Source organism: Alsobacter sp. P4_H11 (assembly GCF_056400925.1).
In genome coordinates this window covers 321682-336277 of record NZ_JBFUKI010000005.1, presented here as the reverse complement: position 1 = coordinate 336277, position 14596 = coordinate 321682, and the positions used below count along the sequence as shown (strand labels likewise).

At 67.7% G+C, this 14596-nt stretch carries 12 protein-coding genes; 7 read left to right on the top strand and 5 right to left on the bottom strand.

Annotation, left to right across the window (positions count from 1 at the left end; all coding sequences use genetic code 11):
* Positions 1–226: 226 nt before the first annotated feature.
* Together AC1DSZ_RS11180 and AC1DSZ_RS11175 are read right to left on the bottom strand one after the other, a co-directional pair.
* Complete coding sequence (locus AC1DSZ_RS11180) at positions 227–442, bottom strand: hypothetical protein (protein ID WP_476838436.1); 216 nt, start codon at positions 440–442, stop codon at positions 227–229.
* 202 nt (positions 443–644) lie between these two features.
* Complete coding sequence (locus tag AC1DSZ_RS11175; protein WP_476838496.1) at positions 645–2501, bottom strand: potassium transporter Kup; 1857 nt, start codon at positions 2499–2501, stop codon at positions 645–647.
* Positions 2502–2865: 364 nt separating this feature from the next.
* Between AC1DSZ_RS11175 and fabI the strand changes: the two genes are divergently transcribed.
* The 5 genes from fabI to ribB all read left to right on the top strand — a co-directional run bounded on the left by fabI (position 2866) and on the right by ribB (position 11310).
* Positions 2866–3696, top strand: coding sequence for an enoyl-ACP reductase FabI (fabI, locus tag AC1DSZ_RS11170; protein WP_476838435.1), 831 nt, complete (start codon positions 2866–2868; stop codon positions 3694–3696).
* Between the two features lie 6 nt (positions 3697–3702).
* Positions 3703–4290, top strand: coding sequence for a histidine phosphatase family protein (locus AC1DSZ_RS11165; protein ID WP_476838434.1), 588 nt, complete (start codon positions 3703–3705; stop codon positions 4288–4290).
* Positions 4291–4640: 350 nt separating this feature from the next.
* A complete protein-coding gene (locus tag AC1DSZ_RS11160) occupies positions 4641–8708 on the top strand; it encodes a Pls/PosA family non-ribosomal peptide synthetase (protein WP_476838433.1) in 4068 nt (1355 codons plus the stop codon).
* Between the two features lie 119 nt (positions 8709–8827).
* Positions 8828–9943 carry a chorismate synthase gene (aroC, locus tag AC1DSZ_RS11155; RefSeq protein WP_476838432.1) on the top strand — a complete coding sequence of 372 codons (1116 nt, stop codon included), beginning with the start codon at positions 8828–8830 and terminating at the stop codon, positions 9941–9943.
* 62 nt (positions 9944–10005) lie between these two features.
* The gene (ribB, locus tag AC1DSZ_RS11150) at positions 10006–11310 is read left to right on the top strand and encodes a 3,4-dihydroxy-2-butanone-4-phosphate synthase (RefSeq protein ID WP_476838431.1); all 1305 of its coding nucleotides are present in this window, start codon (positions 10006–10008) and stop codon (positions 11308–11310) included.
* A 3-nt stretch (positions 11311–11313) separates the two neighbouring features.
* On the opposite strand, the gene AC1DSZ_RS11145 is transcribed toward ribB, so the two are convergent.
* Positions 11314–11709, bottom strand: coding sequence for a hypothetical protein (locus AC1DSZ_RS11145; protein WP_476838430.1), 396 nt, complete (start codon positions 11707–11709; stop codon positions 11314–11316).
* A gap of 50 nt (positions 11710–11759) precedes the next feature.
* The gene (locus AC1DSZ_RS11140) at positions 11760–12680 is read right to left on the bottom strand and encodes a LysR family transcriptional regulator (protein WP_188517310.1); all 921 of its coding nucleotides are present in this window, start codon (positions 12678–12680) and stop codon (positions 11760–11762) included.
* Positions 12681–12807: 127 nt separating this feature from the next.
* Between AC1DSZ_RS11140 and AC1DSZ_RS11135 the strand changes: the two genes are divergently transcribed.
* The gene (locus AC1DSZ_RS11135; RefSeq protein ID WP_476838429.1) at positions 12808–13239 is read left to right on the top strand and encodes a DoxX family protein; all 432 of its coding nucleotides are present in this window, start codon (positions 12808–12810) and stop codon (positions 13237–13239) included.
* A 73-nt stretch (positions 13240–13312) separates the two neighbouring features.
* A complete protein-coding gene (locus tag AC1DSZ_RS11130) occupies positions 13313–13507 on the top strand; it encodes a hypothetical protein (RefSeq protein ID WP_476838428.1) in 195 nt (64 codons plus the stop codon).
* A 6-nt stretch (positions 13508–13513) separates the two neighbouring features.
* Here AC1DSZ_RS11130 and AC1DSZ_RS11125 read toward each other — a convergent pair whose 3' ends face one another.
* Positions 13514–14512, bottom strand: coding sequence for an L-threonylcarbamoyladenylate synthase (locus AC1DSZ_RS11125; protein WP_476838427.1), 999 nt, complete (start codon positions 14510–14512; stop codon positions 13514–13516).
* Positions 14513–14596: the final 84 nt, after the last annotated feature.

The following is a 14596-nucleotide window of genomic DNA, read 5'->3' as shown; positions in this document are numbered from 1 at the left end:
GCGCAAGCCTGGCGTCTCGAAGGACGAAGGATCCAGCGGGCTCTTACCTGCGCGCGAACTGGACACCCTCGTCCTTCGAGACACATCGCCAAAAGGCGATGTTCCTCAGGATGAGGGGATTGGGGCGGCCTTCAGACCGGCTCTTCTGAAATAAAACGAAAAAGCCGGCGGTTTCACCCGCCGGCTTTCGTGTTTCTGGCGACGGCCGCGCTTGGCGGCCGCGGGCTCAGGCGTCGAAGTCGTCGTCCCGGAGCACGGCCGGGATGTCCCGGCGATGGTTCGCGGCGTCACGCGACGCCTCCGGCGAAGAGCGCCGCATCTGCGCCGCCGCGGCCGCGACGGCCTGGATGCCGATGGGCGAATAGAACTGCACGTCCGACCCCGGGGGAGGGGTCTGGGTCTTCGGCGCCGCAGCGGCGGCCGGTTGCGTGGCGTTCTGCATGATCTCCTCGTTGCCGTTCCCATCCGCTCGCGATGCGGATGGACGCTTTGTCGCAGCCCATTTCAGCCGCGCCGTGGCGGGCTTGTGGTGGAACCGGGGCGGGGATGCCGCCGCGGTCCGTCACCACCGAAACTGGCCGAACGGGGTGAATCGATCGTTAAGGAGGCGCGATTCTCGCGTGATCCGTCGCGTCAGGTTGTATTTAGACCGTCACCTGCGTGCCGACTTCCACCACGCGCCCGGTCGGGATCTGGAAGAAGTCCGTGGCGTCGCTGGCGTTGCGGGCGAGCGCGATGAACAGCTTGTCCTGCCACAGCGGCATGCCCGACTGCGCCGCCGGCTTGATGGACCGGCGCGACACGAAGAAGGACGTCGACATGATGTCGAAGGTCCAGCCGAGCTTGCGCGCGATGGCGAGGCCGCGCGGCACGTTCGGGCTTTCCATGTAGCCGAACGTCATCTTCACCCGCGAGAAATGCTCGCTCACGGGCGAGATCGTGATCCGATCCTCCTCGCGCACCCGCGGCGTGTCGGCCGTGGATACGGTCAGGATCACGTTCTTGTCGTGCAGGATCTTGTTGTGCTTGAGATTGTGGAGGAGGGCGGTCGGCGCGTAGTCCGGGTCGCTCGTCAGGAACACGGCCGTGCCCTGCACGCGGTGCGGCGGCTTCTTCTCCAGGTTTCGCACCAGCATCTCGAGCGGCACTTCCGACCGGCGAGTCTTGTCGGCCAGGATGCGCGTGCCCTTGCGCCACGTCGCCATCAGCAGGATCAGGCAGGACGCGAACACCAGCGGCGCCCAGGCGCCGTCGAGCAGCTTCAGCAGGTTCGCGGCCAGGAAGGTGGTGTCGATCAAGAGGAAGGGCGCCACCAGCAGGGCGGCCGCCCAGGGCTTCCAGTGCCACATCCGCCAGATGACGATGAAGGCCAGCGTCGCGTCCACCACCATCGTGGTCGTCACCGCGATGCCATAGGCCGACGCGAGCGAACTGGAGGAGCGGAACAGCAGCACCAGGATGATCACGCCCATCAGCAGCAGCGTGTTGATGCGGGGGATGTAGATCTGGCCGGAATGCGTCTCGGACGTGTAGCGGATGTCGATGCGCGGCAGCAGTCCGAGCTGCACCGCCTGCCGGGTGAGCGAGAAGGCGCCGGTGATCACCGCCTGGCTGGCGATGATGGTGGCGGCCGTGGCCAACCCGACGACCGGGATCAGCGCCCAGTCCGGGTAGAGCATGAACAGCGGATTATCGATGGCCTGAGGGTTGGACAGCACCAGCGCGCCCTGGCCGAAATAGTTGATCACCAGCGCCGGCAGCACCAGCCCGAGCCACGCGATCTGGATCGGACGGCGGCCGAAATGGCCGAGATCGGCGTAAAGCGCCTCTCCGCCCGTGACGGCCAGAAACACCGCGCCGAGCGTGACGAGGCCGATCAGCTTGTGCTGCACCAGAAACTGCATGCCCCAGGCGGGGTTCAGCGCCAGCACGACCCCGGGATCGTCGCTGATATGCGTGATGCCGCCGAGCGCCAGCACGCCGAACCAGGCGATCATGATCGGCCCGAACGCGGCCGCCACCTTGGCGGTGCCGCGGCTCTGCACGGCGAACAGCAGCACCAGGATGCCGATCGTGATCGGAACCACATAGTGCTCGAGCGCCGGCGTGATGAGCTTCATGCCCTCGACCGCGGACAGCACCGAGATCGCCGGCGTGATCACCGAGTCGCCGTAGAACATGGAGGCGCCGACCACGCCGAGCGCCAGCATGTAGCTGCGGCCCTTGGTGAGCGTGCGCTGCGCCAGCGCCATCAGCGACAGCGTCCCGCCTTCGCCGTTGTTGTCGGCGCGCAGCAGGATCAGCACGTATTTCGCCGTCACGACCAGGAGCAACGCCCAGACGATGAGCGAAAGCACGCCCAGAACCGTGTCGCGCGGAACAAGCGGATGGGCTCCGGCCTGGTTGTGCGCGCCGACGGCGGCCAGCAGCGCTTCCCGGAAGGCGTAGAGGGGGCTCGTGCCGATGTCCCCGTACACCACTCCGATGCTGCCGACCGTCAGCCCGACGAGGCTGCCCTGTCCGTGACTTTTTCCGTGCCCCGCAACTTGCGCTGCCGCGCTCTCGCCCACGGATGACCTCGCCTCTGGAGCAATGCCCGATCGGGTTGATCGGCGGCAGTGCTGCTTAACCTAGCCGGTTCCCGGCGGCGGCGCTTATAGCACCGACGCTGGCAGATGCCACCATCCCGCCACGGCCCAGACAAAATGGTTACGGCCCCGCTGGCAAGAACCATCTGGGTCCGCAACCGAAGCGTGTTTCACAGGTGACCCACATCCTTAAGCGTTGGAGCGCTTTCGTTGACTCGGGGCTTCGGCTAATGATGCCCTCTACAGCTTAGCGCCCACCGAATTTCGAATGGTCGACATGACAGAACAGATTACCCGGGCTTCCAACCTGCTCGCCGGCAAGCGCGGGCTCGTGATGGGCGTGGCCAACAACCGTTCGATCGCCTGGGGCATCGCCCGCGCGGTCCACCAGCACGGCGCCGAACTGGCCTTCACCTACCAGGGCGAGGCGCTGGAGAAGCGGGTGCGTCCGCTTGCCGCGGAGCTCGGCGCGGCCGTGGTCGGCCATTGCGACGTCACCGACCCTGCGAGCATCGACGGCGTGTTCGCCGAGGTCGACAAGCTCTGGGGCGGCCTCGACTTCATCGTCCACTGCATCGCGTTCTCGGACAAGGACGAGCTCACCGGCCGCTACCTCGACACCAGCGAGGCCAACTTCACCAAGTCGCTGCTGATCTCCTGCTACTCGTTCACCGCCGTCGCGCAGCGGGCCGAGAAGCTGATGCACAATGGCGGCTCGATGCTGACGCTGACCTATTACGGCGCCGAGAAGTGGATGCCCCACTACAACGTCATGGGCGTCGCCAAGGCGGCCCTCGAGGCGTCCGTGCGCTACATGGCGGCCGATCTCGGCCCCAAGAACATCCGCGTCAACGCCATCTCGGCCGGCCCGATCAAGACGCTGGCCGCTTCCGGCATCGGCGACTTCCGCTACATCCTGCGCTGGAACGAGTACAACGCCCCCCTGCGCCGCACCGTCACCACCGAGGAAGTCGGCGAGACCGCCGCCTATCTGGTGTCCGACATGTCGCGCGGCATGACTGGCGAGATCCTGCATGTCGACGCCGGCTACCACGTCGTCGGCATGAAGAACCCCGAAGCGCCGGACATCACGCTCGAGAAGGCCTGATCGGGCATGCCCGATCCGTACCGGCTCTTTTTCATCCGCCACGGCGAGACGGACTGGAACGCCGAGGGCCGGCTGCAGGGCCAGCAGGACATTCCCATCAACGAGCGCGGCCGCTTCCAGGCGGCCGAGGCCGGGCGAAAGCTCGGCCTGATCGCGCCCCATGCGGGCGATCTTCCCTGGCGTGTGAGCCCGCTCGGGCGCACCCGCGACACCGCCGAACGCGCGCGCCGCGCCCTGGGCCTCGATCCCTTCGCGTATGAGCTCGATCCGATCCTGAAGGAGATCTCCTTCGGCGACTGGGAAGGGCGCACATGGAAGGAAATCCGCAAGGCGTTGCCCGAGGCGGCCGCCAACCGCATCGCCGACAAATGGGCCTACCAGCCGCCGGCGGGCGAGAGCTATGCGATGCTGGCCGAGCGCGTCCGGCCCTTCGCCGACAGCCTCGTGGGCGACAGCGTCGCGGTCGCGCATGGGGGCGTGGCCCGGGCGCTGCTCTACCTCCTGTGCGGCGTGCCGGCAGAACGAGTCGCCAGCGCCGAAATCTGGCAGGGCAGGGTGCTGCTGTTCGAGAACGGCCGCTACAGCTGGACCTGAGACTCGGTCAGCGGGTTGCAGAGTTGCGGCCTAACTGGCTGCATCTGCGGCGCCCCATCACAGCCACGCGGCCTCTCCGGTTGTAAAATCAACCTTTTGGTCCCCATTCCGAGCAATCTGAACGGCCCCGTTCAGAATCGTTCATCGTGGGTTCAGTTCGGCGATTGCATAAGAGTGCACCGTCGGATGGCAGGGTTGCCGTTCGAAGGCCCTGCCTCCCTCGACGGCTGGCGGGTCAACCAACGAGGGCGTTGCGGGGGCATCGTCACCAGTCGAGCGCATGCGGCGGAGCTTGTCTCCGAACGAGGACGCTTGGCCTGGCGATGAACCGTAGCGCCGGGAGAGCAGCGATGAACCGCGCACCGATCGATCTGGTGGCTTCGAACTCCGCAACCCGGGCCAGCGCCGTCGCGCAGGCCCCGGCCATCCTGCGGGGCGACCAGCGACCCGATCTGCTGCGTGACGAGGTCCTGGCCGAGATCTTCGGCGCGACCGCCGCCGCATTCCCCGACAAGCCGGCCATGATCTGCCGCGGCCAGGCGCTCACCTACGCGCAGATCGAGGCGCAGGCCAACGCCATCGCGCGCGGCCTCAACGCCGACGGCATCGGCTTGGGCGACGTGGTCGGCCTCTGGGCGCCGCGCGGCTCCGAACTCCTGATCGCGCAGATCGCCGTCGCCAAGTCCGGCGCCGCCTGGCTGCCCTTCGACGCCGACGCGCCGGTGGAGCGCATCGCGGTCTGCCTCGCGGACGCCGAGGCCAAGGGCCTGCTCACCTGCGAGGCTTTCGCGGACCGCGCCGCCGAGGCGGGCGTCCCGGTGCTCTTGTCCGCCCGGCTCGCCGCTGGGCAGAGCGGCGATTCGCTCGATCCCCGCCGGCTCGGCCTGACGCCGGACCATCCCGCCTACATGATCTACACGTCCGGCTCGACGGGCATGCCCAAGGGCATCGTCGTCAGCCAGCGCAACATCACGCACTACCTGCGCGCCGCCAACGCGCTGTTCGGCCTGACCGACCAGGACGTCATGTTCCAGAGCGCCTCCGTGGCGTTCGACCTCTCCATGGAGGAGATCTGGGTCCCCTATCTCGCCGGCGCGACCCTCTGGGTGGCGACGCCCGAGGTCATGGCCGAGACCGACAAGCTCGCCGACGTGATCGCCGAAGCCGGCGTCACCGCCATCGACACCGTGCCGACTCTGCTCGGCCTGTTCAGCCGCGACATCCCCAGCCTGCGCGTCATCATCCTGGGCGGCGAGGCGCTGCCGGCCTCCATCGTGCAGAAATGGGCCAAGCCCGGCCGCCGCATCTTCAACACCTACGGGCCGACCGAGGCGACCGTGGTGGCGACCGCCTGGGAAGCAGTCGCCGGCGAGGCCGTGTCCATCGGCCGGCCGGTCGCGAACTACAGCTGCTACGTGGCGTCCGATGACCTCACCTTGCTGCCGCCCGGCGTGCAGGGCGAGCTGCTGATCGGCGGCCCCGGCGTGGCGCAGGGTTACCTGAAACGGCCCGAGCTGACGGCCGAGAAGTTCATCGCCAACCCGTTCTCGTCCGACGGCTCCGACCCCATCCTCTACCGCTCCGGCGACGCCGTGAGCATCGACCCGAATGGCGCCATCCTGTTCCACGGCCGCATCGACGACCAGGTCAAGATCCGCGGCTTCCGCGTCGAGCTCGGCGAGATCGAGGTGAAGCTCGACGAGCTGCCGGGGGTCGCCCAGTGCGCCGTGGTGCTGCGCCAGGATGACGGCATCGACCGGCTGGTCGCCTTCGTGGTGCCGGAAGGCGAGGGCAAGCTCGACCGCATGCAGGTTCGCATGGCGCTCGCCGAGCGCTTGCCGTCCTACATGGTCCCGTCGCGCTTCGAGCTCGCCGCGACGCTGCCGCGCCTCATCTCCGGCAAGGTCGACCGCAAGACCCTGCGCGCCATGCCGCTCGCCAGCGCCACCGGCCCGGCCGACGAGCAGGAGCCGGCCCGCACCGCCACCGAGGCCAAGCTGCTGGAGGCCGCCCAGTCGGTGTTCCCCGGCCAGAGCCTGCCGTTCGACGCCGACTTCTTCAACGAGCTCGGCGGCCACTCGCTGATCGCCGCACGCTTCATCTCGGCCGTGCGCCAGAACCGCGGGCTTGAAAGCGTCACCTTGCAGGACGTCTACGGCCAGCGCACCCTGCGCGCCATCGGCGCCGCCATCGATGGCCGCGCCGTTTCGGTCGACGCCGACCTCTCCTTCGAGGCGCCTTCGTTCCGCCGCCGCTTCCTGTGCGGCCTGGCGCAGGGCGTCGCGATGCCGTTCATCCTCGGCCTCGTCACCATCCAGTGGCTCGGCCTGTTCCTCGCCTCCGTGTTCCTGCTGCAGGACGACCCGAGCCTCCTGGCCGAAGTGCCGGTGCTGCTGGGCGTCTACGTGGCGCTGAACCTCGGCACCAAGGCGCTGATCGTGGCGCTGAAATGGACCGTGCTGGGCCGCACCAAGCCGGGCCGGTACCCGCTCTGGGGCGTCTACTATTTCCGCGTCTGGTTCGTGCAGCGCATGATCCAGGTCACCTCGCTGAAGTTCCTGCAGAACTCGCCCCTGATGCGCGTCTACCTGCGCATGCTGGGCGCCAAGGTCGGCAAGGACGCGATGATCTCGGACTTCGAGGCCGGCGCCATCGACCTTATCAGCATCGGCGACCGCGCCACGCTGGGCATCAAGACCAAGTTCGCCAACGCAGTCGCGATCGGCAACGAGTTCGTGATCGGCCCGATCACCATCGGCAACGACGCCTATACGGGCTCGTCCTGCTCGTTCGGCCACGACACGGTGGTGCAGGAGGGCGCCCAGCTCGGCGACCTCACCTCCGTGGCCCCCGGCATGACCATCCCGTCCTGGGAGACCTGGACCGGCTCGCCCGCCCGCAAGACCGGCGAAGTCGACCGCGCCTCCATGCCCGAGTTCCCGAGCGTGACCCCGGTCACCCGCGCGCTGCAGAACGCCACCTATGCGGGCTCCTACATCGTCATGCTGATGCTCGGCCTCGTGCCGATCTTCCCGGCCTTCTACATTCTCTACAACCTCGACGGCCTCATCGACGGCCAGGTCGACTACAGCGTCAGCTGGGCGGCGCTTCCCTTCCTCGCCTGGCCCACCGCCATGGCGCTGATCGTGGTGGCGGTCGCCATCATCGTGGTGCTGCGCTGGACCATCATGCCGACGCGGGTGAAGTCGGGCCACTACTCGATCCACAGCTGGTTCTATGTCCGCAAGTGGATGGTCGGCCTCGCCACCGAGGTGACGCTCGAGACCGTGTCGTCGCTCTACGCCACCGTGTTCATGCGCCACTGGTACCGCATGCTGGGCGCCAAGATCGGCCGCGGCACCGAGGTCTCCACCAACCTCGCGGGTCGCTATGACCTGGTCGAGCTCGGCGAGGACAACTTTGTCGGCGACGAGGCCGTGCTGGGCGACGAGGAGATCCGCAACGGCTGGATGATCCTGGAGCCCGTCAAGACCGGCGACCGCGTCTTCATGGGCAACGACTCGGTGATCCCGCCCGGCTCCGTGCTGGAGAGCGACTGCCTGATCGGCGTGAAGTCCACAATTCCGGCGAGCCTCCACGTCAAGAGCGGCGAAATCTCCTTCGGCAGCCCGGCCATGCTGATCCCGGCGCGCCAGAAGGTGAACGCCGACGCGACCAGCACCTATCGGCCCTCCAAGTGGTGGGTGTTCGGCCGGACGATCTTCGAGACCCTCCATACCTCGCTGCCGACCGCGACCTTCATCACCTGCGGCTACATCACCGCGGACCTGATGGAGAGCCCGATCACCAATGGCGAGTGGTTCAAGGCGACCGCGATCTTCCTGGCCGCCGGCATCGTCATCGCGCTCGCGCTGATCGCCGTGTCCGTTGTCGCCAAGTGGCTGCTGATGGGCGTCTACAAGCCCACCATGAAGCCCATGTGGTCCTTCTGGGCCATGCGCACCGAGGCGGTGGCCGTGCTCTATGGCGGCCTCGTCGGCAAGGCGTCGGTGGAATTCCTGCGCGGCACGCCCTTTCTGCCGATGGTTTTGCGGCTCTACGGCACCAAGATCGGCAAGGGCGTCTGGATGGACCTCACCGACATCACCGAGTTCGACTGCGTGAAGATCGGCGACTTCGCCACCCTCAACATGGGCTCCTGCCTGCAGACCCACCTCTATGAGGACCGGATCATGAAGGTCGGCCGCATCGAGGTGAAGCGCGGCGTCCATGTCGGCTGGGGCACCACCGTGCTCTACGACAGCACCGTCGGCGAGTACGCCCGCCTGGGCCAGCTCACGATCGTGATGAAGGGCGAAAACATCCCGGCGCACACGAGCTGGGCCGGCGCCCCCGCCATGCCGGTGGCGACCGCCGCCACCGTGGTCGCGGCCGAGCCCGTGAAGGTCGCGGCCTGAAGGCTCGGGACAGTCTAGCGATAACGGCCCGCTTCGGCGGGCCGTTTGCGTTGAGGGGCGCCGTTCCCCCATCCCCCAAAATGCTCTAAGACGCGGAGCCATTCTCCGGGTCCGCCGCCATGTCGCACAACACCTTCGGCCATCTTTTCCGCGTCACGACCTTTGGCGAGAGCCATGGGCCGGCGCTGGGCTGCGTCGTCGATGGCTGTCCGCCCCGGATTCCGCTGACGGCCGAGGACATCCAGGCCGACCTCGACAAGCGCCGTCCCGGGCAGTCGCGCTTCACCACGCAGCGGCAGGAGCCGGACCAGGTGAAGATCCTCTCCGGCGTGTTCACGGACGAAGCCGGCGTGCAGGTCACAACCGGAACCCCGATCGCGCTCCTGATCGAGAATGTCGACCAGCGCTCCAAGGACTACGGAGAGATCAAGGACAAGTACCGGCCCGGCCACGCCGATTTCACCTATGACGTGAAATACGGCATCCGCGACTATCGCGGCGGCGGCCGCTCCTCCGCCCGCGAAACCGCCGCGCGCGTCGCCGCCGGGGCCGTCGCCCGCAAGGTCGTGGCCGGCCTCACGGTGCGCGGCGCGCTGGTGCAGATCGGCCCGCACAAGGTCGACCGCGCGAACTGGGACTGGGAGGAGGTCGCCCGCAACCCCTTCTTCTGCCCGGACGCGAAGGCGGCTGCGTTCTTCGCGGACTATCTCGATGGCGTCCGCAAGTCCGGCTCGTCGATCGGCGCCGTGTTAGAGATTGTCGCCGAAGGCGTTCCGGCAGGGCTCGGGGCGCCCATCTACGGCAAGCTCGATTCCGAACTCGCCAGCGCGCTCATGAGCATCAACGCCGTGAAGGGCGTGGAGATCGGCGCCGGCTTCGGCGCCGCCGAGCTCACCGGCGAAGAGAACGCCGACGAAATGCGCTACGGCAATGACGGCAAGCCGCTGTTCCTGTCCAACAACGCCGGCGGCGTCCTTGGCGGCATCTCGACGAGCCAGCCCGTGGTGGTGCGCTTCGCCGTGAAGCCGACCTCGTCCATCCTCACGCCTCGGCTGACGGTGGATCGCCGGGGCGGCGAGACCGACGTCTTCACCAAAGGGCGTCATGACCCCTGCGTCGGCATCCGGGCCGTGCCGGTGGGCGAGGCCATGGTGGCCTGCGTCATCGCTGACCAGTTCCTGCGCCATCGGGGCCAGGTCGGCGCGTCCAGCGCCTGGCCAACCATGCTGATTTAGCATGGCTTAATTGCGTGAAAATTCAGTAGCGCTGAATTACAGACGGGTTTAGCCTCGCGGCCATGAGATTGGCGGACTGGCTCCGGACAAAGGGCATGGCGCGAAACGTGTTCGCCCAGCGCATCGGCGTGTCGCCCGCGGCCGTGACCCAGCTCTGCAACAATGACACGGCCTGGATGTCGCGCGAGACCGCCGAGCTAATATCCAGGGCGACGGCCGGCGCCGTCACGCCGAACGATTTCATCGACCTTCCAACGGTTCTCCCGACCGCTTCCGAGGAGCGTTCCATGTCCCATTCGGTCACCGAAGCCATCGAGGCGCTCGCAAGGGGGGAAATCGTGATCGTCACGGACGACGACGATCGCGAGAACGAGGGCGACCTCATCTGCGCCGCCTCGCTCTGCACGCCGGAGAAGATGGCCTTCATCATCCGAAACACCTGCGGCATCGTCTGCGCGCCGCTCACCAGCGGCGAGGCCAAGCGGCTGCACTTGAACCCGATGGTGGCCAGCAACGACGCCCCGCTCGGCACGGCGTTCACCGTGACCGTGGACGTGCGCCACGGCCTCACCACCGGCATCTCGGCCGAGCAGCGCTCCAACACCGTGCGGGCGCTCGCCAACGGCAACATGGGCGCGGGCGATTTCGTGCGGCCCGGCCACGTCTTCCCGCTGATCGCCAAGGATGGCGGCGTGCTCATGCGCTCCGGCCACACCGAGGCGGCCGTGGATTTGTGCAAGCTCGCCGGCCTGCCGCCGGTCGGCGTGATCTGCGAACTTGCCAACGACGACGGCACCGTGATGCGCGGCCCGCAGATCGTCGCCTTCGCCGAGCAGCATGCGCTGAAGCGCATCTCGGTCGCGGACCTGATCGCCCACCGGCAGGCGCGCGAAAAGCTCGTCGAGCGCGTCGCTACCTTCCCGGTAAAGACCGAGATCGGCGAACTCACCGGCTATGCGTATGTGACGCCCTACGACTCGGTGCACCACTTCGCCTTCGTGTACGGGCCGATCGGTGACGGCCGCAACATGACGACGCGGCTGCACCGCGCCAACGTGGTCGCGGACGTGCTGGGCGGCGGAAAGTCCGTGAACGGCGCGCTGCAGCGCTTCAAGGACGCCGGGCGCGGCGTGCTCGTCTACCTTCGCGACGGAACGGCTGGCGTGCCGCTGCAGGAGCTCGAAACGGAGCTTTCGCCCTCCGAGGCCGCCCGCCAGCGCCAGTGGCGCGAGGTGGGCTTGGGCGCCCAGATCCTGCGCGACCTCGACGTGCGGTCCATCGTCAACCTGTCCTCCACCCCGCGCTCCTATGTGGGGCTCGCGGGGTTCGGGATTGAGCTGGTCAGGACCGAGCCGCTGGAGGGGTGAGGATCAGCGGACGCTGATCCCGAAAGCGCGACGCGTCGATGATCCGGACGGGTAGAGCGCCTCCGCAACTAAAGAGTCGATGCCCGTGAAACCAGGGTTTGGCGTGTACCAGAGCTGAAGGGAACGGATACGCTTCGTATTGCACACGTGCCTATCGTTCGTCGCGGCAAAGGTGGGGTAGTCGACCCCGTCACGAAATGATGCCTGGCCGTTCTTGGGCGGAACGATGATCCGCCCAACGATGCCCGGAATGGGTGTGCAGTCTGGGTTGACGGAAGAATAGCGATCGATCTTCCGGGCCACGCCCTGCGGCACGGACACGACGCTCGTCGGCGTTCCGCCAGTCGTGTTGCAACCAGAGAGAGCAACGGTAACGAGCAGAAAAAACGGCAAGCGCATCAGTGAACCTCTCAATAGGAGGGTTCAGCTTAAGCGTCGCTTTAGTTACATCAACCAACCCAGGGTCGGTCCCCCTCCATCAATGCGCGCATCCTGACGATCTCGGCGCCGGCCGTATCCAGAAAGGCGCGGATCCGCGGAGAAGCCCGCAGGTCCGGGTGAGTGAGCAGCCAGAGCCCCGCCGAAAAATCAGGGTTCAGCGTCGTGAGGCGCACGAGGTCCGGCCGCCGGTCGGCGATGAAGCAGGGCAGGGGCCCGACGCCGATGCCCTCCGCGACGGCTTCGGCGAGGCCGAGCACCGTGTTGATCTTGATCGCGACCTTCTCGGCCGGGACATGGTCGCGCACATAGCGCGCCGCCTTGAGGTGGCCGAATTGGTCGCCGAGCGACACCCAGAAGCGGTCATAAAGATCGCGCTCCTCGATGGTCTCGCCGGCCGCGATGTCCGGGAAATCCGTGCGCCGGCCATAAACGGCCCAGACGATGCTGGCGACGCGGCGTCCCACCAGCGTCTCGGGCGGGCTGTCGGTCGCCCGCACGGCGATGTCGGCGTCGCGCTTGGAGAGGTTCAGCGCCTGGTTGGACAGAACCATGTCGACGCGGATGTCCGGGTAGTTCTGCCGGAAATTGGCGAGCACCGGCATCAGGAGATGCACCAGCAGCGTATCGTTGGTGGTGACCCGCACCTCGCCGGAGGGGGTCAGCGCCTGCCCGGCGAGCTTGCGCGAAAACGCCGCCACGTCCCGGTCCATGCGCTCGGCAAGCGCGGCCATCTCCTCGCCGGCCGGCGTGAGGCCGTAGCCGGTGCGATGGCGCTCGAACAGCGACAGGCCGACACGCTTTTCGATGTCGGCGAGCCGCCGGAACACCGTGGAATGGTTGACCCCGAGCGTCTCGGCCGCACCCGTGAGCGACCGTGTGTCCGCGATGGCTTTGACGAGACGAAAGTCGTCCCACGGAAGAGGGTTCATTTGCGTCTCTGCAAGAAAGTCCTTTCGCTATGTGCCATGGATTTGCGAAAGAGAGAAGTCCAATGTTCCGCCCATGGAAGCCGCCGGCACGGGCCGGGCGGCTAGAACTTCCCCGGAGAACATCGCCATGGTCGACCCCCGCACCGCCCCCTACGCCTTGTTGCTGCTGCGCGTGACGCTCGGCGTCATGTTCATCGCCCACGCCGCCCTGAAGGTCTTTGTCTTCACCGTGCCCGGCTTCGCCGGCTTCCTCGCCCAGGTCGGCATGCCGTCCTTCATGGCGCTGCCCGTGATCTTGCTTGAGGCGTTCGGCGGCCTCGCCCTCATCTTCGGCGTTTATGCCCGCGCGGTGGCGCTCGTGCTCACCCCCGTGCTGCTCGGCGCGCTCTCGGTGCATGTCGGCAATGGCTGGCTGTTCACGGCCCCGAACGGCGGCTGGGAATACCCGGCGTTTCTGGTGATCGCCGGCCTGACGGTGGTGCTCGGCGGCGACGGCGCCCTGGCGCTGCGCCCGACGGCGCTTCCGGCCCACGAGCGGCTTGCCACGCAGACCGCCTGATCTATCTACCACCCTATCCAAGCCGCTCCGGCTCTCCCGGGGCGGCTTTCGCGTTGAACGGATATTGCAAGACATGAACGAGCCAAACGGCCAGGTTTTGACCGCGTCGAACTCTTATTCGTCCACTCCGAAACATGCCTCCAAACCTGGCGTGTCCGCGCGTCCGCAAACGGGCTGCACGGGCCACAGCCTGAGCCAGCGCGTGGTCGCGCTGGTCACCGGCCGGTGCTCCGAAACCGGCAAGCGCATCAGCGCCGCGGGTCTGTGATCCGGCTCAGCCGCGCGGCGCCGCGGCCCTGCGCAGGCGATCATTGATCGCCTCTCCGAGACCCCGGTCCGGAATGGGAGCCGCCGCGATCGTGGCCGCGCCCGAATCGTCGAGCCGCCGCATCATGGCGAAGAGATTCGCGGCCGCTTCCGCCAGATCGCCGGAGGGGCTGAGATTGGCCGTCGCCACCGCTCCGGTGGCTCCGTCCGGCCGCGTGGCGCCAAACAGCAGCGCGGCTTCGCCTGGGCGAATCGTTCGCGCGTCGAGCCGCACGGCGGCCTTCGGGGCGTAGTGCGACGCCAGCATGCCGGGCGCCACGGGCGCATGGCTCGCATCCGGGGCGACCGTTTCGTCCAGCCGCCGACCCAGCGCCGCCTCGATCGCGTCGCGCGCCACGCCGCCGGGCCGCAACAGCGTGACCTTGCCATGCAGGCAGGACACGATCGTGGATTCGACGCCGACCTTCGTCGGCCCGCCGTTCACCACCGCGTCGATCCGCCCGTCGAGATCCCCCAGCACGTGCTCCGCCGTGGTGGGGCTGACGCGGCCCGAGCGGTTGGCGGAGGGCGCCGCCACCGGGCGTCCGACGAGGCGCAGAAGCGCGGTTGCGATCGGGTGAGCGGGAACCCGCAGCGCCACGCTGTCCAGCCCCGCCGTGGCGAGATCCGCCACCGAACAGGTCGCCGCCTTGGGGACGACCAGCGTCAGCGGCCCGGGCCAGAACGCCCGCGCGAGCGCCAGCGCGTCCGCGCCGAACACGCCTTCACGCTGTGCGGCCGCGAGGTCCGGCAGATGCGCGATCAGCGGATTGAAGCTCGGCCGCTCCTTGGCGGCGTAGATCCCCGCCACCGCGCGCCCATCCGTCGCGTCCGCGCCGAGGCCGTAGACCGTCTCGGTCGGAAACGCCACGAGCCCGCCGCCGCGCAGCATGACGGCCGCCCGGGCGAGGCCTGCCTCGTCTGGCTGGAGGCGGGCGGTCCGGCGTGTTGACGCTGTATCGTTCATCTCTAAACTATCGATCCGGCGCACCCGTATGCGCCCTATTTCGCAGTCGCTTCGCTTAGCACGGCGACTATGATGCGCGCCAAC